This window comes from Paenibacillus sp. N119s, from assembly GCF_059447605.1.
The window spans coordinates 1-22,166 of sequence record NZ_JCAJRU010000059.1 but is presented as its reverse complement, the minus strand read 5'-3'; the positions used below and the strand labels follow the sequence as shown (position 1 = coordinate 22,166).

Here is a 22,166-nt window from a genome sequence, read left to right as displayed (position 1 = left end):
TTGATGCTTGTTTTTCTCGTGTTGTATGCGCCTATCTTGTATTTGATGTACTATTCCTTCAACAGCGGTGGGACCATGCACGAGTTTGAAGGCTTTACACTTCAATATTACAAAGAGGTGTTTGCAGACACTCGCCTGATCATTATTGTTATTAACACCTTGGTCATTGCTTTGCTCTCATCTGCGTTGGCTACGATTATTGGTATCATGGGTGCGCTGGCTATTCATCAGATGCAGAACCGCCGAGTCAAAAATACGCTGCTGTCGCTCAATAACGTACTGATCGTGAACCCGGACGTTATTATCGGCGCTTCCTTCCTCATTTTGTTCACGATGGTTGGCATTAAGTTGGGTTTTTACTCCGTTTTGTTATCCCATATTGCGTTTAGTGTGCCGATTGCGGTCATTATGATTTTGCCGCGGCTTCAGGAAATGAGTCCATCTCTGGTCGATGCTGCACGTGATTTGGGTGCCAGCCGGCTGGACGTATTGACTAAGGTAATTTTGCCCTTTATCAAGCCAGGAATTTATGCGGGCTTTTTTATGGCGTTAACGTACTCGCTGGATGATTTTGCGGTGACCTTTTTTGTGACAGGAAGTGGGTATTCGACCTTATCGGTAGAAATATATTCACGAGCCCGTCAAGGGGTTTCCTTGTCGATCAATGCGCTGTCCACGCTCATTTTCCTGTTTACTGTGCTGCTCGTGGTAGGTTACTACTTTATTATGCGCAAGGCGAATCGTAATGGAAAAAAAGAGCCTGCGGCGGAAATGGGGGTGCCTAGATGAAGTCGCTTGTGCGCGTGTTTCTGTCCATTTTTATTATCTCATTTGGCCTGATGGGCGTGGCAGCGTGGCTGAATTCCAGCCAAGGCTACTCCGGTGGGAACACACTGACAGTATACAACTGGGGAGACTACATTGATCCGGAACTGCTGGTACGGTTTCAGAAGGAGACGGGGATTACCGTCATTTATCAGACATTTGATTCCAATGAGGCGATGCTGACGAAAATCGAGCAGGGAGGAACATCGTTTGATGTAGCGGTGCCCTCGGAATACGCTTTGGCTAAAATGAAGCAGGAACATCTGCTGCTCCCATTGGACCATAGCAAGCTGCCGAATTTGAAGCATGTAGATTCTCATTATCTAAACCTTTCGTTTGACCCCAATAACCAATATTCGGTTCCGTATTTTTGGGGTACAGTCGGCATCGTGTATAACCCGGAGTTGACGAAAGGTATTGATTTTCATAGCTGGGATGGCCTGTGGGACCCGAAGCTGCGTAATAACCTGTTGCTGGTTGATGGTGCTAGGGAGATTATGGGCATGTCACTGAACAGTCTCCACTATTCCTTGAATGATACAAACCAGGCGCATTTGCAGCAAGCTTTGACGAAGCTGGAGAAGCTGGCACCTAACGTCAAGGCTGTGGTTGGCGACGAGATTAAAATGCTGCTGGCCAACGAGGAGGCTGCTGCTGGAGTTGTATGGTCTGGTGATGCGTCCGAAATCATGGATCAGAACGATAAGCTGGATTACATCGTGCCAGATGAGGGGTCCAATCTGTGGTTCGATAATATAGTTATTCCAAAAACGGCTACTCATGTAGACGCGGCCCATAAGTTCATTAATTTCATGTTGCAGCCCGATGTAGCCGCCCAGAATGCTGAATTTGTAGGTTACTCCACGCCGAATAAGGATGCAAAAAAATTGCTGCCTGAAGATATCTCTGGCGATGAGCGGTTCTATCCTCCATCTGAAATTACAGATAAGCTGGAAGTATACGATAACCTAGGCAAGCGAATGCTCGCTCACTATAACGAATTGTTCCTGCAATTCAAAATGCATTTAAAATAGGAGAGTAGCGTGTGGATTACGGGGTGGTGTTTTAAAGGTCGCTGCGGAGGCGGATGGTGCTTACCGTCGCTGTTAAATTCCGATTTTTATGATTACCGCATAAAGGTGAAAATTGGAATTTAAAGGCGACCGCTTCGCTTGTCCAGCACCATTCCGCCCCCTTCGCTGCGCCGTGCTTAAAGACGTACCTATGAATCCCACACCGACGGAGGGAGTAGGAAGATCGAACAGGCCCTTGAACCATCTGTTTAGAAGGTTCAAGGGCCTGTTTTTTTTACCCACCGGGCGATATGGTGGGTATTTTTTTACCCTACGTCTCCCACATATGTTAGCGGAATGAGGGACTTTAAGGCGGGCGGTGAGCAAGCGGGCCATTTAAATCTGGAGAAGCGGCAGCGTTCGCCTTTGCTGTGGGATTCTTACCTATAAATGTTTATACAATTAAAGAATCCCCCAGCAACAGCGATCGGAAGATCAAATGGACTGCGTAGCGCCTCTAACCACCTTAACCCCTTACTATTCCTCTAACAAACCTCTCTATTTTATCCAACCCTTGCTCCAGCACATCCTGTCCATAAGCGTAAGATAAGCGAATGTAACCTTCACCATAGGCAGAAAAGGCATCTCCCGGCACGACGGCCACTCCTTGCTCTTCCAGCAGCTTCAAGGTGAAGTCCATCGAGCTTAATCCAAAATGGGCGATGGAAGGGAAAAGATAGAAGGCTCCCTCGGGTTTCTCCAACGGAATTCCCATGTCCGTCAGCCTTTTGTGTACATAGTCGCGACGTTTGCGATACTCCTCACGCATCGGAAGTGCATCATCCACCCCGACGGTCAGGGCTTCCAGTGCTGCATATTGGCTAATTGAGCTAGCGCAGGTCACGTTGTACTGATGCACTTTGACCATGTGCTGTGTAATCTCAGCGGGTGCAAGTGTAAAACCAATGCGCCATCCCGTCATCGAATGTGATTTGGACAGGCCGTTAATAACGATGGTACGCTCCCGCATACCTGGAAGAGCTGCAATAGATACGTGCGGTGTATCGTAAATCAGTTCACTGTATATTTCATCCGAGATGATAAACAAATCGCGTTCCTTGAGCAAATCCGCAACGGCTTCCAGTTCTTTGCGGCTCATCACTCGTCCGGTTGGATTCGAGGGATAACCGAGAATGACTGCCTTTGTCCGCTCGGTCAGATACGGTTCCAGTACCTCTGCCGTTAGCTTAAAGCCGCTGTTACGGGTATCAGCCAACACAGGAATGCCGCCTGACAAACGGATTAATGGCTCATATCCTGGATAGATCGGTACAGGTAGAATAACTTCGTCTCCAGGTGACAAAATCGTGCGAAGAGTAATATCCAGCGCTTCACTGGCTCCGTTCGTCACGATAACCTCATCCAGTCCACGGTAATTCAGACCGTATTTGCGGGCTACAAATGCTGCTGCGGCTTCTCGTAATTCCGGCAGTCCCGGATTAGGTGTATAAGTGGTTCGTCCTTCATCAATCGCCCGATGGGCAGCTTCCATAATATGCGCAGGGGTAGGAAAATCCGGCTGTCCAATCGTTAATGACAAAGTTCCGGGTAATGCGGCAACTTTATTGGCGATTTTGCGAATGCCGCTGATTTGAATATTTTTGACCTGGTCGTTAAGCAAATGCTCCATAGCGTGTGTGCCACCTTTTTCTGTATTAGAACAAGTTTACAATAATATGATCTGATTATGCTACGGCAAGAAGAATTCATTTTACATAATTAAGGTACTAAATTGGCTAATTTGTGGTATCTTAAATATAGGATATGTTTGTAAGCGTAATCATAGAGAAATTGGGGAGGGGAACAGCTTCTATATCCAAGAGTTGATGATCAAGTGATTCAGGATGGAAAAACATCTGAGACCATTTTGGCGTACAAGCCTATTCTTGGTGTGAGACTACGGGAAAGGTAAGGGTTGTTAGTTCAGTTACAAATGTCAGATTGATTGACTTTATAAGATAGTTAAGTTATCTTTTGTGGGGAAGTCGTATGATAAAGTAGAAGGAAGAGGTGAGGCGTCGTGGGAGTAACAGCTAAACAAATTTTTGTGAATCTACCAGTTAAAAACCTGCAACACTCCATTGATTTTTTCACTACAATTGGATTTGAATTCAACGCTCAGTTTACTGATGAACATGCAACCTGCATGGTTGTTAGTGAGCATATTTTTGTCATGCTATTGGTTGAAGAACGTTTTAAAGCGTTCACTACTAAGGAAATTTCAGATGCCACGAAAAGCACAGAAGCGATTGTTGCTCTTTCGGTCGAGAGTCGAGAAAAGGTAGACGAGATCGTTCGCAAAGCTTTGGAAGCAGGTGGCAAGCCCTCAAATGAGCCTCAAGATCATGGTTTTATGTATGGATGGAGCTTTCAGGATTTGGATGGTCATCTGTGGGAATTATTTTATATGGCTGAGCAGCAATAGAAGCAAGAGTGATAAAGCAAATGATGTATCATGGAAAGTAAGCTATCCTAAAAAGATAGTTTATTTTCTTTCTTGCGTGTTATTGATCTTATCGGGAGGAACTGCAATGTCTAATGAAATAGGAATCTACCCTGTTCAAGAGATTAGCGAAGTATTATCAGATTCATTAAGCCGGCTATTGATCGACGTGGTTGCTGATGGTGCATCTATAGGTTTCTTACCGCCACTGGGGTATCAGGAAGCAGCAGCTTATTGGAACAGTGTGCTTGAGGACGGTGTAGTTCTATGGATAGCCGAGAAGGACGGAGTACCTGTTGGGACAGTTCAGCTTCAGTTGGCACAAAAAGCAAACGCTACACATCGTGCAGAAATTGCAAAGCTGATGGTGCATCCGTCTGGACGCAGGCTTGGGATCGCACGCCAGTTAATGAAGGCAGCCGAAGAAGAGGCAGTGCGTCTGAATAGAACCTTACTGGTGCTGGATACGCGGGTAGGAGATCCTTCTAATAGACTATACGAGTCAATCGGGTTTGTGGAAGCTGGTGTTATACCGGGCTATGCTCAATCAGCCGATGGTCAACTGCATGCCACTCGATATTATTATAAGTCATTAAATCCGTATTCCAGTCATAACTGAGCATTTACCGAATAACCGTGGGATATACGGGTAATCATAACTTGTCATAGGATTACATAACCTTTTTCCGCGTTTATTCGACTGGTAAAGCACGGGAATCGGAACGTATAATGAAGAGGAGATCCGAAAAGGTCTTTTTATATCATTTGACTGTACTGAATTGAAGAATGTAGCAAATACAGCGGAGGAATCAAAGAATATGAGGCTGGAACATGATTTTTTAGGAACCAAGGAAGTGCCGTCAGATGCTTATTACGGTGTACAAACTCTAAGGGCAAAAGAGAATTTTCCAATCACAGGCCAACGATTGCATCCTGAGTTGATTAAAGCCATGGCAATCGTAAAAAAGGGAGCAGCGACGGTAAACATGGAACTAACCCGTTTACATCGCCCCAAAGCAGAGGCCATTATTCAGGCTGCTGACGAGATTATTCAAGGACAGTTGCATGATCATTTTATCGTCGATCCGATTCAGGGCGGCGCAGGCACGTCCATTAATATGAATACAAATGAAGTGATTGCAAACAGGGCGCTGGAGCTGATCGGTAAGCAGCGAGGAGACTATCAGGAGATCAGTCCTAATAATCACGTTAATATGGCGCAATCGACGAACGATGCTTTTCCTACGGCTGTACATTTGGCTGTATTAAGTATGATTGATAAGCTGTTAGTCACCATGAGTGAGCTTCAGGAAGCTTTTTCCCGCAAGGCCACTGAGTTTGATAGTGTGATTAAAATGGGTAGAACCCACTTGCAGGATGCAGTGCCGATCCGATTAGGGCAGGAGTTTCAGGCTTATGCTCGTGTGCTGGGCCGTGATATCGGACGCGTCCGTGCAACCAAAGATCACCTGCTAACCATTAATATGGGTGCAACAGCGGTGGGTACAGGCTTGAACGCAGACCGTCGTTATATTCAGCGTGTCGCTGAGGTACTGGCAGAGGTTAGTGGCTTTCCTCTGGAAGCAGATGAACATCTCGTAGATGCCACACAAAATACGGATGCCTATACTGAAGTGTCTGCTGCCTTGAAAATATGTATGATGAATATGTCTAAGGTGGCCAATGACATCCGCTTGATGGCTTCAGGACCTCGCGCGGGTCTGGGAGAATTGAGTCTGCCTGCTCGTCAGCCGGGGTCATCCATTATGCCGGGCAAGGTAAATCCGGTGATGTGTGAGGTCATTAACCAAATTGCCTTTCAGGTTATTGGTAATGACCATACGATCTGCCTGGCTTCGGAGGCGGGTCAACTGGAACTGAATGTGATGGAGCCTGTACTTGTCTACAATCTGCTGCAATCGCTGGAAATTATGAAGCAGGGCTTCAATGTCTTCCGCATTCATTGCGTGGAAGGAATTGAAGCAAATGTGGAGCGGTGCCGTGAATATGTGGAGAACAGTGTAGGTATTATTACAGCCCTCAATCCGCATCTCGGATATGAGGTCGTGTCACGCATTGCCCGCGAAGCAATTACGACTGGCAAATCGGTACGTGAGCTGTGTCTGCTGTATAATGTACTAACCGAGGAAGAATTGGACATTATATTGGACCCGTACCAGATGACTCAGCCTGGGATTGCCGGAGAATCTTTGCTGAATCGCGAATAATATTGCAGAGTTAGAATGTTGGCAACTTTGAGATAAAATGAAGGCAGCCCCGTCGAATTCGGCGGGGTTGCTTTTGTGTAAACTGCATCTGTGTGATAGGTGGTAACGGTAACTCAACTAAGAGAATATACCGTCTGCATGCCTACTGTAGAAAAGGGGAAGAAGAATGCTGCTGGAGCAAATATCGGCATATAAGGAATTAGGAATAGGACTCATTGTATTACTATTATTACTTGTGCTCATCATCAGGGGGATGATGCGTGGTCGCAGAAATCGGATTTTACGAGAGCTTGACCCACGCAAAATCGGAATTCAGGATATTGATCGTATGGAGGATGGCTCGGAATTTGAGCTTTACTTGCAGCGGTTGTTATCCGCACTTGGCTATAAGGACATTTATAAAACGACCAGCAGTCGGGATTTTGGAGCGGATCTGGTATTTACAGACCGTGAAGGCGCTAGAGTCGTGATTCAAGCCAAGCGTTACGCTGTACAACATCCGGTCGGCTTGGGTGCAGTGCAGGAAATTTACACCTCTATGCGTTATTATGCGGCGGACAAGTCTGTAGTTATCACCTCCGGTCGTTATACGGAATCCTGTAAAACACTTGCAGCTGTCAACGGAGTAAAATTATTGGACCGCAGTGATCTGGAAGACATGATAGATATGTTCAAGTCAAAGCGCCGGGAGGAGGTTATGGATGTAATAGAAAGTAAGGCAGAGGTGATCGCTTCCAAATGGAGTAGAAAATAATTATAAAGGGGACTGAACTACTGGCGGCGAGCTTGAAGCTCAGTAATCAGTCCCTTTTATTTTTGAATATGTTGCTGCTCTTATACTGTTATCATTAGATGCCTGTCCAGACATCCTTGGCATAGCGTTGTTCCTGTTGGAGACGATCCAACCATTGCTGTGCCTCTTCTTTACTGGTATGATGTGCTTCCGCATAAGCTGCACATAGGGTGTTTTCTACATCGGGAGCCATACGGCTGCCATCACCGCATACATACAGATGAGCCCCTTCATCAAGCAAGTGAATCAGAGTGTCTGCATCTTCCTTCATGACATGCTGTACGTATCTTTTGGGTTGATCGTGCAGACGTGAGAAGGCTGTATGAAGCGTCACGATTCCTTCCTGCTCCCAGGCTTGTAACTCTTGCTTGTACAGATAGTCGAGCTTTGGATTACGGCAACCAAAGTATAGATGAGCTTCGCCGAGCTGTTCCCCTCTCTCCTTAAGTGCATGGCGTGTTTGGAGGAAGCCGCGGAATGGTGCCACCCCGGTACCCGGACCGACCATGATGATAGGCACGGACGGGTCTTCCGGCAAACGGAAGCCCGACTGAGGCTTACGCACAAAAATCACAGTGGGATCATCTGGTTGGAGCTGTGCCAAATAATTGGAGGCAATTCCTAGGTATTCACCCTGTCCGCTACGGGCTGGTCCACGCACGACGCCCACGGTTATACTCGCTGAATGCTCCGATTCAAGTGGAGAACTGGAGATGGAGTAGTATCTAGGCTTGAGTGGGGGTAACAGCGAGATAAAGTTTTCAAATGGCAACTCGCAGGCTGGATACTTTTCCAGAATATTCAGCATTGTGACGCGCTTCTGTCGTATTTCTTGATCAAAGGTAGTATCCTCCAGCAAAGCTTCGATTTCTTTCTTGTGCGGTGGACACACTGTAAAGGATGCCAGCTGCCGTAGCTGGGCTCTTGTCGCCGGTTCTTGCAGTTCCACACTGAGAGTGAGCAAATCTTCTACGCTTACAGGTCGATCTAAAGGGAGATGTGCCGCATCCCGGTCACTGCCTCTCAAGACGATATAGTCTTGATCCTGTAAATGAAATCGTTGCATCACCCTATTCACCAGCGAAGCGGGATTACGCGGCAATACACCAAGATGATCACCCTCGCGATAGGATAATTCGGTTGGTAATTTGATTTCCAGATGTCGTGTACTGCGTTCACTTTCAGCAGCAAGCAGTTCACGATTGACGGTAACAATGGCAGTAGCTGCCTCATAGTTGGCCGCCAGAGGAGCGCTAAGTACGCCGCTTACAAACTCTATGCTCAGACTATTGGTGTCCTGTGGCTCTGTATCACTGTGCTCTATCCCGAAAGCATTCAGCAATTCCGGCCATAAGCCGTGGTTCCAGGCTTCCCAATCCTTCTCGAAGTCACCACTGGCATCGCCCTCACCCCGGTCATACAGTCGCTTTGCTCCTTTGGCAGCCATTAGCTCGTCGATCTTTCTTGGAATACGCTGATATGTGCTGGCCCAATTACGATCGCCACAACCAAAGACAGCGTACCTTACGCCTGCCAATTTTCCCTCGCCTGCCTGCTCCAACCATTTTACAAAGGCATCCGCATTATCCGGTGGATGTCCGTTATAAGATGCGGTCGTAATAAGTACCACGCCTTCTTTAGATAAATTCTCCACACAATCATTGAGAGTTGCTATGCTACTGTTAAAACCCCAATTCCGACCTGAATCGGCTAATTCGCCTGCAAGTCCCTCAGCTGTACCCAGATTCGAGCCGTACAAAGATAACAAAGGGGTACCATGCTTTTTGGCATGAGGGGCTGCAACTTTTTGTTCCTCCTTTTCATGAAGTTCTTGAGCAGCTCCTGGCAGCATGACGGTAGTCTGTGGGCTGCGTGGACGTACTTGAATGGTGAAGCCTTCTGGCTTGAGCGTAAGCGTTTCTTTGACTTTCAACTCATAATTAGTATGATCAATCAGCTCAAAATGTTTTAGTACCATCCCCAGCACAAGGGTGGCCTCCTGTAGGGCAAACTGTTGTCCAATACAGGCGCGTTGACCGTTGCCAAACGGTTTGTAGGCATCTTGCGGAATGGCGGATGGGTCCTCGAAGCGTTCCGGTCTAAATTCCTCAACGTCATCGCCCCAAGCCTCGGTATCACGGTGCAGTTTCGGGATGAGTACATTGACGCTGTCCCCTTTTTTAAGTGGGTAGGTTCCGTCTAGCAGCGTGTCTTCTTTGGCATAGAGAGAGAAGGCGGGCGCTGTCGGCCACAGTCGCAAAGCTTCATTCAGTATCATCCTTATGTACTTGAGTTCACGCACCTGAGTATAGGAAGGCAGCGAATCAGTGAGCACGCGATCTACTTCCTCATATGCTTTGGTTAGCGTCCGCGGATTTTTAAGCAAATAGTAAATGGCAAAGGATAAAAGCCCACTGGTCGTTTCATGACCGGCGATGAGAAAGGTGATGATCTGATAGCGGATATTTTCATCATCCAGCGTTTCACCGGTTTCCGGGTCCTTGCCCTCCAGCATACGTGCCAGTAAATCCTCTTCCCCTTGGTTGCCCATGGTTTTGCGTTCTTGAATAATACTGTCCACCAGAGAGAACATCGTTTCGATGTCGTGTTTAAACTGCTTTTTCTTCGATAACATCAGCTTGTTTTGCAAATTGAGGCGTTGCAGCTGACTCATCGCTTCATCCAGTGCGCGTGTCATACTGGTCACGAACGGATGGGGCTGATCACGGTAAAAGCTGTTAAAACGATAATTAAAGCCGCATAATCCGATGGTATCCAAGGTCAGCCGGGTCATATCTTCCGGTACCTCTACACTTTCATCGGGATTGAGTCGCGACCATTTTTGTACCAGCTGAACAGCAAGATCAAGCATCATATTGTGGTAACCCTTCATGGCCCGCTGACTGAAGCTTGGCAGCAATATTTGGTGGGCCTTGCGCCAGTTCGGTTCCTCAGTCCAGCTTGTGAATAGTCCGTCTCCGGCAAAAGCTCGTACCTTTTGTAATGGTGCCCACACTTGTTTGTCAAAACGGGATTCATCACAGGCATCTGCGACCAGCTTATGGCCGGAAATATAAATGTTCGTTCCTTCAGGCAGATCCATGCGAAAAATGGGACCGTACTCATTAGCAAGCTTAACCAAAGACTGGACAGGGGCATGTGTATCGATCAAGGGTAGATTACCTAAGGGGCCATAAGTTTTAGGCTGTGGAATTAAAGGGGTTGAAGTCATTTTAAATGTTGCTCCTTTCAAATAGAACTAGAGTGATAGTTTCAGTTTCAAACTACCTAGGTTTTTCAATGGAAATTACACTTTAATCTTTCGAGATAAACGGAAATCAATGAATTTAGACAGTTCGTATAATAAAAACAGTACAAAATATACATTTTTTACATAAGGAACAAAAGCATCACGCTTATCACACTTCTATTAACAATGAATTTACAGAAACTCTTATGAAAAAATCTGCTTTTATAACCGATATAAAGATGTTGGGAATTTCCAAATTAGGATGAGGTGATAAGTCATGAAAAAGCAAGTTGTATTATTAACTTTTAGGTGGCTTCCCATGGTTATAATCTTTGCATTATTGCTAAGTGCATGTGGGCAATCGGCCGCACAAACCAAGCCCCAGCCCATTAAAGTGGGAATCGTGCTGTCAGATATCGGTCTGGGTGACCAATCTTACAGTGACGCTGCTTTTCGAGGTTTGGTCAAGGCACGGGATGAAGGAAAGATTGTTTTTGAATACCGGGAAATCACGGAGACCAAGACGTATGATGCAGCTTTTGAGCAGCTTGCCCAAGAAAAAGCCGATTTAATCATTGGACTGGGTTATATGGTGAAGGATAGTTTGGAATCTACTGCCAAAAAGTACCCGGATCGTAAATTTTTAATCGTGGATGAGAAGTCGGATTTACCGAATGTGGCCTCTATTTCATTCAAAGCAGAAGAGGGAAGTTTTATGGCTGGGGTCGTTGCCGGTTTGACGAGTCGCACCGAGCAGGTGGGTTTTCTCGGAGGAGCGGAATCGCCTCTATTAAAAAAGTTTGAGGTTGGGTATCGCGCAGGGGTGCAATCAGTCAAGCCGAATGCCAAAGTTACGGCAACGTATGCAGGGGATTTTGGCAAGCCGGAGCTGGGAACAAAAATTGCGAATGACATGATTAATCAGGATCAGATTGATGTCATTTTTGCAGCAGCAGGACTAACCGGTGTAGGTGCATTACAGGAAGCACAAAAGCAGCACAAATTCGCCATCGGGGTCGATAGCGACCAGTTTTTTATTGCGGAAAAAGCGGTAGTGACCTCGATGATTAAAAATGTAGATAGTGCAATTTATACAGTCGTCAAAGGCTTTGCAGAGCATCAAAGAACATTTACAGAGAAGGACATGGTGTTTGGGCTTGCGGAAAATGGTATAGGTTTGGCGCCTATTCGTATCGTGACACTGAAGCCGGAGCAGCAAAAGGTGATGGATGATTTAATGGAAAAAATCAAATCCGGCACACTTACTGTACCTACCCAATAAATGTTCGACAACGGAGGATGAATGCTGATGAAACTGCAAGGAAAACTGGTGCTAAACGCGATGATTTCCCTGATCGCTTGCCTGGCTTTAGTAGCTTATATCATTTTTGAATTATTACGTATTAACGCTCAGAGCAGTAATCTTGTTCCGGCCATGTTGAATGTACAGCAGCTCAATGCCTATCTGATTCAGTCAGGGCAGGCGCTGCAAAATTACTCTACTTCGATGACAGAGAGCAACAAAGCCGATGTGCAAAATCAGCTGTCTCAGTCTGAAAAGACAATTGCTTTGCTTTCACAAGGCATGATGCAGACCGAAGCGCAGCAAAAGCGACTGGATACGATTAAAACTAAATTCAGCCAATTGAAAGCAGCAACGGAAAAAGCGATGAGTGCTCAAAACAGCCCGGAGTCCAAACGAGAGGCCATGCGTGCCCAGGGGATTCAGAACGATGTATTTATGCTGGATCTATTGACCAAGGCGCGTTACGACCAATACACAGAAGAGTTGACCAAGAGTATTCGTTTTACTTGGCAATTGGCCTTGGCAGGTGCAGTTCTACTTCTGGTGGCCGTTGGGCTATACAATACATATACCTCCAGGCAGCTTGCGCTGAGAACCCGCAAGTTAACGGAGGCTGCGAAGCAAATTGCTGAAGGAAATTTAATCGTTCAACTCGCTCAAACCAAGGGCCGCGATGAGCTGGACGAACTCAATGAATCGTTCCGTGTTATGATCGGGAATTTGCGCAGCATTGTACTCTCCATTGATCAGGCGGGTAATCGTGTCGATCTGATGGCTCGGGATATTGATCAGCACAATGAGGCCATGAAGGAGATTGTGACACAAGTCAGCACATCAACAGAGGAACTTGCGATAGGTAGCCAGAAAATTGCTGAGGACCTTTCGTCGACGGTTGGTGTTGTAGATGAGATGCAGCAGAAGTTTGAATCCAATCTACTGGAGACTACGCAATCCACCGCGTATAGTGAGGATGCTTTGCTTGTCATTGAGCAGGGGACGCGTGTCATGACGGACCAAATGCGAATCGTTGCGGAGAATCGTTCAGCAATGTCCGAAGTGGAGCAAACCGTTAGGGAGCTGGAATCTAATGCAGCCGAGATCACGACGATGACCGGTTATGTATCTGAAATTGCCAGCCAGACGTCGTTGTTGTCCTTGAATGCTTCGATTGAGGCTGCACGTGCAGGTGAAGCGGGAAAAGGCTTTGCGGTGGTTGCCAATGAAGTGAAAAAGCTGGCGAATCAATCTGAATCTGCTGTAAAGAAAATTTATACCGCTGTTGAGGGCATCACGCTGGCTATGGATAAGGTAAAGACCTCTGTGCAGCAAAGTCAGGAGCTGTTCCGCGAGCAGGAGAAGGCAACCTCCTCCACCGGAGAATCATTCAGAGAGATTAGTGGCAAAGTGCAGCAAATTGCTGGCCAAATCAGCAAGTTATCCATGGACATGAATGTATCGCGAGAACTGAGTGTACAGGTGCAGCAAGCTATCGAAAATATTAGTGCAATCACCCAGCAGTCCGCCGCAGGCAGTGAAGAGATTACGGCTTCCACGGTGGAGCAGAAGCGTTCCTTCGAGGAATCGGCTGAGAAGGTAAAGGAGCTTCGCCAGATTCGCGAGGAAATGCAGCGGGAGCTGGATCGTTTTCAGGTGGAAAAGACGAGCTAACATTATAATATGGATATCTATGCTGCTGAACAATCAATATTAGTAGTACATAAAGAAGAAGTTCACCCTCTACAGGGAGACTTCTTCTTTTTTATTTGAATGATGTAACTTTTGCTAAGTTTGATGTATATAGGCAGGAAATTCCACTTCATGCGTCAAATAGATGTAAAAGGTAATATCTCATCTGATGATGTGGGTTATAGGAAGATGGATAGCGTATACCGGAAGGATGAAGTTACAGAAATGCTGCGACTTAAGCTTCGATTGATACTGAAAAATAAGCAGACAAGACTGATTTTGCTGCTCACCCTGTGCGTGTCGCTCGTGATCAGCGTGATCGGCTTGCTATCGTATTCAAGATATCGTGAAGGTTTGGACACTGAGCTGAACACACCCAATATAGAATTGCTGCAAATCAATCTGGATGTGACCAATCGGGCTTTTCGTGAATCAGATAACAAGGCGCTGGATGCGGCTTATCATCCGAATGTAGCGCCTTTTGTACGTGTCTCAAAGGATGGAAAGTCGTTATCCAACAACGCTACTGTCATAGAACGGCTTCAGAAATATTTGAAAACCCTTTCTTCGCATGAAGAAATTCACTCGGTTGATATCATTTCTTTGGACAATCATGCTCTCATCTCCAGCAATTATGGTTATTTTCCCGATTGGAATCAAGCACCGGATACAACCTGGGTTCCCTGGATTCAGGACATCCAAAAAAAGCCGTTGCTGATTAAGCGGAGATGGTATGGCACGGATCAACAACATGGCACGATAGAGCTGCTCTCGCTGGCTAGGCCTATAGTTGAGAATGGACAGGTCATGGGTGCGGTGTTAATCAATCTGGATTACGACCGTTTTTTTTCCAAACTGTATATTCATTTATCCAACTCGCAATATGTCTATGATCTGGAGGGGGAGTTGATCTATCCCAAACTGAGATCGTCCTTACCCTTAAATGATATGGGCAGGGTTTTGAAAGAGCTGGATGTGAATCCTTATGCTTATGTAGAAATTGGAGATATGGAATACATGGCGAACCAGACCTTCTCCGATGTCACGGGCTGGCGTCTAGTATCCCTCGTACCGATGGACAAGCTACTGAAAAATGTGAAGCTGGCGCGTAATATGATGCTGTGGCTGGCCTTGATCTCTATTCTGGCTGGGTGCTCAGCGGTGTACTATTACAATTATGCAGCTTTTCGCCCCATGAAAAAAATTAATAGTCTCCTGAATTCAGGCAATAAAGGAACACGCCAGGGAGGTTTGTATGATCTGGAACCCGTGATTAGCAAGTTAGTTGGAGAATTTCATCGCAAATCATTGGTGGTAGAGCGAAGCTTGCCGGAGCTGCGATCCAAATATATAGAAGATGTTTTCCAGCGTAGAATGGGTATACAGGAAATGCGTACGAAATGGGAGCAGTATTTTTCCGATTGGGACGGTAAATCTTTGGTTGTTATGGTCGTGTCGATTGATCGGTATTCTATGTGGACCGCAAGCTTTCCAGAAGAGGACAAAATGCTGCTCAAATATGCGCTAAACAATATTTTACTGGAATTGCTTGAGCCTCAGTGGAAAGCAGTCAGTGCGCCGGAGGAGGAGAGTGGTCTGGTTGTCCTGTTGCAGCTCAGGGAGAGTATAAATGAAGTTGGAGCGGAGGGAGCAGCCAAAGAGAGAGCATGGCTTCGCAAGGGCGTTGACAGGCTAATTCAGGTGGTCGGTGAGTATCTTCCCATGACTATTTCGGTAGGGATTGGCCATAGGGTCACAGATATTCAAGAGGTACGGGCGTCTTTTATACAGGGAAAAGAGGCGCTTAATTTGCGTTTGTATAAGGGGTATGGACGCTCACATATGAATAGAAGCAGCATAAATGTGAAACAGGATTGCATAATGGATGTGCAGCCACAGGATCAGGCTAAGGATGCAAGATTACTGGACCATCGGCGTGTGGATCTGATTCGTGCTGTGGAGTCACAGGAACCTGGTGCAAGTGCAAAACTAGTCAGTCAGTGGGTAGAAGAACTTCGACACTATAGGACATCTCCACGCCAGGTCTACCTATTTGTTCATGAACTGCTGGAAGATTTGCTAAAATGGTGTGCCACTCAGAGCGTGACACCACCTGATCAGCTTGCTGATTATCATTGGAATCAGATTTTGACGCTAGACCTTCAAGACATTGAGGCTCTGCTGGCCATCATGTTGACTGATATTGAAGAAAAGTGGCACGGACGCCAACAGTCCAAAGATTTTGTACGTGTACAAGAGATGATCGAATATATGGAACATCATCTGCATCTGAACATCGGGCTTCAGGAAATTGCGGCTCATGTTCACATGAGCGTGTCCTCAGTGAGCAGCATGTTCAAGGAGGAAACGGGAACTACCGTATATGACTATTTGACAGCATTACGTGTCAAAAAGGCATGCATATTGCTGTGTGAAACGCATTTGAAAATTGGTGAAATTGCAGAGCAGGTCGGGTATCGAAACGAGAACAGCTTTATTCGTGTATTCCGCAAGTATAAACAAGTGACCCCAGGGAAGTTCAGACAAATCAACAAATCTTCTAATGAATATGCAGATCGGTCAGAAAATCGATGCTTTGGTGAAATTGAAGATAAACACAAAAATTAGATGATGGATGTGGATCTCCACGTTGCGGTACATTGACTTCATGTAAGCGTGAACAATATGACCGAAAACGTTGGAGGTGACAACGGGCGCAAGATGATGGGCCCAGTTCAATTGTGGAGAAGAGGAAAGGTAATGAAGAAAAAGTCATGGCAAAAATATGTGCTGGTTGCGGCAGGAGTGGCTATGCTTTCTGCCTTGAGTATCAGTGAGTATGTAGATCACCGCACCCTTCAAGATCACAGCCGTGGTGTATTTCCTGCGAAGCCAGTAACACTTGTCGTTCCATATGCAGCGGGGGGTGGTACGGATATTACCGCAAGAGCGTTGGCAAAAGCCGCCGAAAAGCATCTCGGACAGCCGATCATCGTCGTTAATCGAACAGGCGGCGGCGGTTCTGTCGGGCTAATGGAGGGAGCTGAGGCGCAGGCGGACGGTTATACCGTAACGTATCTGGTCGCTGAACTGACTACATTGCCACATTTGGGGCTGCTGCCGATCACCTATGAGCGCTTTAAACCGCTGCTTCAAACGAATATGGACCCTTCTGCTATTACGGTCCGGGCGGATGCCCCGTGGGAGACAGCGGAGGCATTTTTAGAGGATGCTAGGACTCATCCAGGCAAGCTAAAAATGGGGAATGCAGGCACAGGAAGTATCTGGCACCTCGCTGCTGCGATGCTGGAGCAGAAAAGCGGAGTCCGCTTCACCCATATCCCTTATGAGGGAGCAGGCCCCGCCGTTTCTGCGTTAATGAGCGGATTCGTGGATGCTGTACCTGTCAGTCCCGCAGAAGTGAAGAAATACGTGGACGAAGGAAAACTTCGCATATTGGCGATCCAGGCAGATACTATTTCGGAAGCGTTTCCAAAGGTACCAACCCTTCACCAGGCGACTGGGCTGCGTGTCCATTTTATCGGCACCTGGAGAGGGCTGGCTGTACCCAAGGATACACCGAATGAAGTGGCTCAAACGCTGGTGGATGCACTGATCAAGGGGACGAAAGACGAACAATTCAGGGAGGAAATGCGGAAGCATGGGTTAGGGTTGCGTGTCCAAAATGCAGAGGCATTCGCACGTCAACTGAAGGATAGTCATGATACTTTCGCCAAATTAATTCCTGAACTCGGCTTAAGCCGCAAGTAAAACGGCCTTGTTTTTGCATTGGCAAAAACGAAAGGGTTGAATGAAGTTATGAGAATTAAACAAAACATCGATAAGATTCCAGGGGGCATCATGCTGGTGCCGCTGTTTATTGGCGCACTTTTTCATACGTTTACTCCATGGGCAGGCGATTATTTTGGATCTTTTACCAAAGGGTTGATGACCGGTACGGTGCCCATTTTGGCAGTGTGGTTTTTTTGTATGGGTGCTTCCATAGATGTGCGGGCGACAGGCACTGTATTGCGTAAATCGGGAACGCTCGTATTGACTAAAATCGCGGTCGCCTGGGTTGTGGCGATTATTGCGTCTAGATTGCTGCCTGTTGGCGGCATAGAAAGCGGGCTATTTGCAGGCTTGTCCGTGCTGGCGCTGATCTCGGCTATGGATATGACGAACGGCGGGCTCTACGCCTCCATTATGCAGCAGTATGGTTCTAAGGAAGAGGCAGGAGCATTCGTGCTGATGTCTCTGGAATCAGGTCCATTGGTGACCATGCTTATTCTAGGAAGTACGGGATTGGCCGTTTTTGAACCACAAACATTTGTTGGGGCCGTATTACCATTTTTGGTCGGCTTTACGCTGGGCAACTTGGATCATGATTTCCGCAAATATTTTGGGAACGCGACACAGGCTCTGATTCCATTTTTCGGTTTTGCACTGGGTTGTTCCATTGATCTGAGTGTTATTGTCCAGACAGGTGTGCTAGGTATTCTATTAGGTATTTCTGTAATTTTCATTACAGGTATTCCCCTGATTCTGGCAGATAAATATATTGGTGGTGGCAACGGTACGGCAGGGATTGCTGCCTCCAGCACAGCAGGCGCAGCAGTAGCAAATCCAGTCATTGTTGCCAATATCAAGCCTGAATTTTTGCCTGTTGCGCAATCTGCAACGGCATTAGTAGCCGCTTCGGTCATAGTGACCTCCATTTTGGTGCCAATTCTGACGGCATACTGGGCCAATTATATGAAGCGAAAGGAGGATTCTAAGAAAGCAGGGCCTATAACTCCAAGGACAAATATACCTAAATAAAGTTTGAATGATGAAGGCTCAATGGATCGACGTTGCCATTACCCGGGAAATGCTGTCTCAGTCACAGTTACACCTTTTATTCTAACGTTATAAACTTGTCCTAAAACGCTTCTGCCAACATACATATGTAAGCAGAGGAGCGTGATGGAATTGGAAAACAAGGTGCGTCGCTATTACCAGTTGAAGCAAAAGCAAAAAGAAATTGAAGGCGAATTGGCTGATTTGCGTAATGACATTACCGCTCATTGTGCACAGCAGGAAGTATCCGATTGGGAAATTGGCAACTACCGGGTCAGGATTGTAGAACAGCAGCGCAAGGAATACGATCATGCGAGATTGTATGATGCATTGCCCGATCCTCAACTATGGCGATTGTTTTCAAAACCGGATTCTTCAAAAATTGCCAGCTTGCTAAAGCTTAAGGTCATCGCAGACGAGCAAATAAAAGATGCCGTTTCTCATAAAACGGTGACGTTGTTGCAAGTGGATAAAAAATAAATAAAAAGAGCTGTCCCCATTTTCGGAGCCAGCTCTTTTTATTGTCTGTGGTCAGTAGTCTTCAATCTTCATGTCTATTAAACTATTGATCAGACAAACCTTTTCCCATGCCTTTGAGAAAATGAATACCGAACCCCATTGCCCGGTTTACATCCGGGTCATTCATGGCCTTCATAAGATCGCGCAGCCGAGTCTTTTTATTCTGCTTTAGATGCTCTTCGGCTTCATTCAGACCTGTAGTGACGCTGCTTGCCAGTTTTTTCATCAGCTCGGGGTCTACCTCGGACAGCATTCCTGCTGCACCCATCAGATTATTGATCACATTCGTTACAGGCTTGCGTGTCGCTTGTCCCACAGCGATTTGGGCGATGGCTTCTTTGGCTTTTAGCATAGACTGAGCTGCTTCGAGCAAACCGCTGTCGTGTAGTTCGCGTACAATTTCAAGCGTTTTCTGCAATGCCTCCCCATTATCTGCCAGATTGGCAGTAAGTTGATCCAGCGATTGTTTTTGCCGTTCTTCTGCAGTCAAAACACGTTTTCTCACAATTGAAATAGGCTTAGCCATGGTTTGACCTCCTTATTTTTGATCTACCAAATCAATGTAACCTGGACGATTCCACTTACGATCCACCTCAACCCCATTTTGCGGATGCCGCTTTTTATAACGAGGATTGATAGCTGGGAGCGGATTTTGACCATCGAACTCCAAAACTTGCATCCGTACTTTAGTTTGTTTATAGGCCGGTGTACGGGTAATCACATCGAATGCTCCACCTGTTAATAGATTGACAGCTCCCTCATGGCTGGTAGAGTGCATCGGCACATAAATTTCTGTTCCTTGCACCCGGTCCGTCACCAGAACATGCAGCTTTACCGCACCGTAGGGAGATTCCAGTCGAACCAACGATCCGTCTGTGACTCCGCGCTCTTCAGCCAATTCAGGGGACACCTCCACAAATACTTTTGGCAGTTTGAGCTGGATGCCTGCTGATTTGGTCGTCATATTTCCTTCATGAAACTGTTCGAGCAGTCGACCATTATTTAAGGTCAGATCGAATTCAGCAGGGTACTCTTTTGGTGGTACATATTCGAAGAGTCCCAAGCGTGCTTTTTTATCTGGAAAGTTAAAGCCGTTGGTATGCAGGAGCGGTGTGTTGCTGCCGTCCGGTGATCCCCAATGGAAGCTGTTCCAGCCTTCCAATACGTCGTAATTACATTGGGAGAAAAATGGAGTGAGCGCCGCCATCTCCTCAAAAATTTCGCTCGGATGACTGTAATCCCAATCAAATCCCATGTGCTTGGCAAATTGGCTGAAAATCCACCAATCCGGTTTGCTGTCTCCCACAGGGCGCAGTGCTTCATATAAACGCTGTACACGACGTTCGGTGTTCGTGAAAGTGCCGTCTTTTTCGAGTGAAGGTACAGCTGGCAAAATAACATCAGCGAATTCAGCTGTCTTGCTTAGAAATACATCCTGCACGACAAGGAAATCCAAATTCGCCAGCATTTCTTGGGTATGGTTGGAGTCCGCATCCACCCAAGCCATCTCTTCCCCAGCAATATACATCCCTTTGAGCTTACCTGTTTCAATGGCTTCCAGCATTTGAATGTTATCTAGTCCGCGTTGACTTGGAATTTGTACGCCGTAAGCCGCTTCGAACTTGGCACGAATGGCATCGTTCGTTACAGGCTGATAGCCAGGAAAAATATCCGGCATTGTGCCCATATCGGCAGCACCCTGAACATTGTTATGTCCGCGCAGCGGATATGCGCCTGCGCCTGGACGCATAAAGTTGCCAGTCACCAGCAGCAGGTTGGCAATTGCAATTGAAGTGTAGGAGCCCGCGATGTTTTGCGTCACACCCATACCCCAGCAAATGGCTGTGCCGTCTGCTTCGTGAATCATGTTTGCTACCTGAATCAGCGTCTCTTTGGAAAGGCCGGTCTCCTGTTCGGCGAATTCCAGGGTGAAACGCTCCAGCAATTTCAAATATTCAGGATAGAAATTTACATGTTCCTCGATGAATTTAGCATCATGCCAGTTTTGCTCAATGATGTATTTGGCTACAGCAGATAACCACACATAATCAGTACCTTGCTTCGGACGCATGAACAGATCTGCGCGTTCTGCCATTTCATGCTTGCGCAGGTCGACGGAGATCAACTTTTGACCATGCAGCTTATGCGCACGTTTGATACGGGTAGCCAGCACTGGATGTCCTTCTCCCGGCGCACAGCCGACCAGTATGACCAAGCCTGCTGAGGCAATGTCTTTGATCGTACCGCTGTCCCCACCGATGCCTCCGGTGTATTGCAACCCCCATGATGCAGGAGATTGGCAATATCGTGAGCAGTTATCAACGTTATTCGTTTGAAACACCTGACGAGCCAGCTTTTGCATCAGATAATTTTCTTCATTGGTAAATTTGGATGAAGAAATAAAACCGAGTGCCTCGCCGCCGTAGTTTTCTTTAATCGCTCCCATTTTACTGGCCATCAGGCTCAAGGCTTCTTCCCAGGTTGCTTCCACGAATTCGTCTCCTTGACGAATTAACGGCGAGGTCAAACGCTGATCGCTATTCACAAAATCCCAGCCGAATTTCCCCTTAACACAGGTCGAGATGCCGTTAACAGGCCCCTTGGAGGTAGGCTGTACCTTCAAAATTTTGCGGCCTTTAGTCCAAACTTCAAAGCTGCAACCTACACCGCAAAACGTACAGACGGTTTTTGTTTTTTTCGTGCGGGTTTCACGCATCGCTGCTTCGGCTTCCGAAATTGCAAAAATTCCGCTGTAGCCTGGTTCTACTTCCTTAATTAAATCCACCATCGGATTTAACAAATCCTTATTTATGCCGCTCATGAAGCCAGCCTCTCCCAGCATGGATTTCTCCATCAAGGCATTGCATGGACAGACCGTTACACATTGACCGCAGCTGACGCAGGAGGAATCGTTAATGGCAACCCCAGCGTCCCAGATCACGCGAGGGCGTTCGGCTTCCCAATCGAGGGACAATGTTTCATTGACCTGAAGATTCTGACATACCTCTACACATTGGCCGCATGCAATACATTGATTGGGATCATAGCGGTAAAAAGGGTGGGACATATCCACTTCTGTAGGGTCAACCTTCGGTCGATACGGATATTTTTGATGTTCAATTTCCATAAGCTCTGCAGTGTTATGCAAAGTACAATTACCGTTGTTGTTATCGCATACTGTACAGTAGAGGAGGTGATTTTCCA

16 protein-coding genes are annotated in these 22,166 nt (G+C 46.6%); 12 read left to right on the top strand and 4 right to left on the bottom strand.

Features of this window, described 5'->3' with window-relative positions; all coding sequences use genetic code 11:
* Together AC5V8P_RS09575 and AC5V8P_RS09570 are read left to right on the top strand one after the other, a co-directional pair.
* A partial coding sequence (locus tag AC5V8P_RS09575) for an ABC transporter permease (RefSeq protein WP_495473611.1) occupies positions 1-789 on the top strand: 789 nt, incomplete at its 5' end.
* Complete coding sequence (locus AC5V8P_RS09570) at positions 786-1,859, top strand: ABC transporter substrate-binding protein (RefSeq protein ID WP_064795971.1); 1,074 nt, start codon at positions 786-788, stop codon at positions 1,857-1,859. The genes AC5V8P_RS09575 and AC5V8P_RS09570, both read left to right, overlap by 4 nt.
* A gap of 505 nt (positions 1,860-2,364) precedes the next feature.
* Here the strand turns inward: AC5V8P_RS09570 and AC5V8P_RS09565 are convergent.
* The gene (locus tag AC5V8P_RS09565) at positions 2,365-3,528 is read right to left on the bottom strand and encodes an aminotransferase A (protein WP_063210000.1); all 1,164 of its coding nucleotides are present in this window, start codon (positions 3,526-3,528) and stop codon (positions 2,365-2,367) included.
* Positions 3,529-3,918: 390 nt separating this feature from the next.
* Between AC5V8P_RS09565 and AC5V8P_RS09560 the strand changes: the two genes are divergently transcribed.
* From AC5V8P_RS09560 to AC5V8P_RS09545, 4 genes are all read left to right on the top strand, one after another.
* Positions 3,919-4,323 (top strand): VOC family protein, encoded by a 405-nt coding sequence (locus AC5V8P_RS09560; protein ID WP_063210001.1) that lies wholly within the window; start codon positions 3,919-3,921, stop codon positions 4,321-4,323.
* Positions 4,324-4,429: 106 nt separating this feature from the next.
* Positions 4,430-4,960: a GNAT family N-acetyltransferase gene (locus AC5V8P_RS09555; protein WP_063210002.1), complete on the top strand. Its 531-nt coding sequence runs from the start codon at positions 4,430-4,432 to the stop codon at positions 4,958-4,960.
* Positions 4,961-5,159: 199 nt separating this feature from the next.
* Positions 5,160-6,569, top strand: a complete 1,410-nt coding sequence (gene aspA, locus AC5V8P_RS09550) for an aspartate ammonia-lyase (protein ID WP_064795972.1) — start codon at positions 5,160-5,162, stop codon at positions 6,567-6,569.
* A gap of 166 nt (positions 6,570-6,735) precedes the next feature.
* On the top strand, positions 6,736-7,323 hold the full coding sequence (locus tag AC5V8P_RS09545) for a restriction endonuclease (RefSeq protein ID WP_064795973.1): 588 nt from the start codon (positions 6,736-6,738) through the stop codon (positions 7,321-7,323).
* A gap of 94 nt (positions 7,324-7,417) precedes the next feature.
* Here AC5V8P_RS09545 and AC5V8P_RS09540 read toward each other — a convergent pair whose 3' ends face one another.
* Positions 7,418-10,594, bottom strand: a complete 3,177-nt coding sequence (locus AC5V8P_RS09540; RefSeq protein WP_064795974.1) for a bifunctional cytochrome P450/NADPH--P450 reductase — start codon at positions 10,592-10,594, stop codon at positions 7,418-7,420.
* A 295-nt stretch (positions 10,595-10,889) separates the two neighbouring features.
* Between AC5V8P_RS09540 and AC5V8P_RS09535 the strand changes: the two genes are divergently transcribed.
* From AC5V8P_RS09535 to AC5V8P_RS09510, 6 genes are all read left to right on the top strand, one after another.
* A complete protein-coding gene (locus tag AC5V8P_RS09535) occupies positions 10,890-11,894 on the top strand; it encodes a BMP family lipoprotein (protein WP_064795975.1) in 1,005 nt (334 codons plus the stop codon).
* A gap of 27 nt (positions 11,895-11,921) precedes the next feature.
* Complete coding sequence (locus tag AC5V8P_RS09530) at positions 11,922-13,586, top strand: methyl-accepting chemotaxis protein (RefSeq protein ID WP_063210006.1); 1,665 nt, start codon at positions 11,922-11,924, stop codon at positions 13,584-13,586.
* A gap of 207 nt (positions 13,587-13,793) precedes the next feature.
* Positions 13,794-16,232 carry an AraC family transcriptional regulator gene (locus AC5V8P_RS09525; RefSeq protein ID WP_081276751.1) on the top strand — a complete coding sequence of 813 codons (2,439 nt, stop codon included), beginning with the start codon at positions 13,794-13,796 and terminating at the stop codon, positions 16,230-16,232.
* A gap of 132 nt (positions 16,233-16,364) precedes the next feature.
* Positions 16,365-17,375 carry a tripartite tricarboxylate transporter substrate binding protein gene (locus tag AC5V8P_RS09520; protein ID WP_064795976.1) on the top strand — a complete coding sequence of 337 codons (1,011 nt, stop codon included), beginning with the start codon at positions 16,365-16,367 and terminating at the stop codon, positions 17,373-17,375.
* A 48-nt stretch (positions 17,376-17,423) separates the two neighbouring features.
* A complete protein-coding gene (gene kdgT, locus AC5V8P_RS09515; RefSeq protein ID WP_064795977.1) occupies positions 17,424-18,425 on the top strand; it encodes a 2-keto-3-deoxygluconate transporter in 1,002 nt (333 codons plus the stop codon).
* Positions 18,426-18,569: 144 nt separating this feature from the next.
* Entirely contained in the window at positions 18,570-18,923 is a 354-nt protein-coding gene (locus tag AC5V8P_RS09510) for a hypothetical protein (protein WP_064795978.1), read from the top strand.
* Positions 18,924-19,005: 82 nt separating this feature from the next.
* On the opposite strand, the gene AC5V8P_RS09505 is transcribed toward AC5V8P_RS09510, so the two are convergent.
* Both AC5V8P_RS09505 and fdhF read right to left on the bottom strand, forming a co-directional pair.
* Positions 19,006-19,488 (bottom strand): helical membrane plugin domain-containing protein, encoded by a 483-nt coding sequence (locus tag AC5V8P_RS09505; RefSeq protein ID WP_063210010.1) that lies wholly within the window; start codon positions 19,486-19,488, stop codon positions 19,006-19,008.
* A 12-nt stretch (positions 19,489-19,500) separates the two neighbouring features.
* Positions 19,501-22,166: formate dehydrogenase subunit alpha (gene fdhF, locus AC5V8P_RS09500; protein ID WP_495473610.1), on the bottom strand; the 2,666-nt coding region annotated here is incomplete at its 5' end.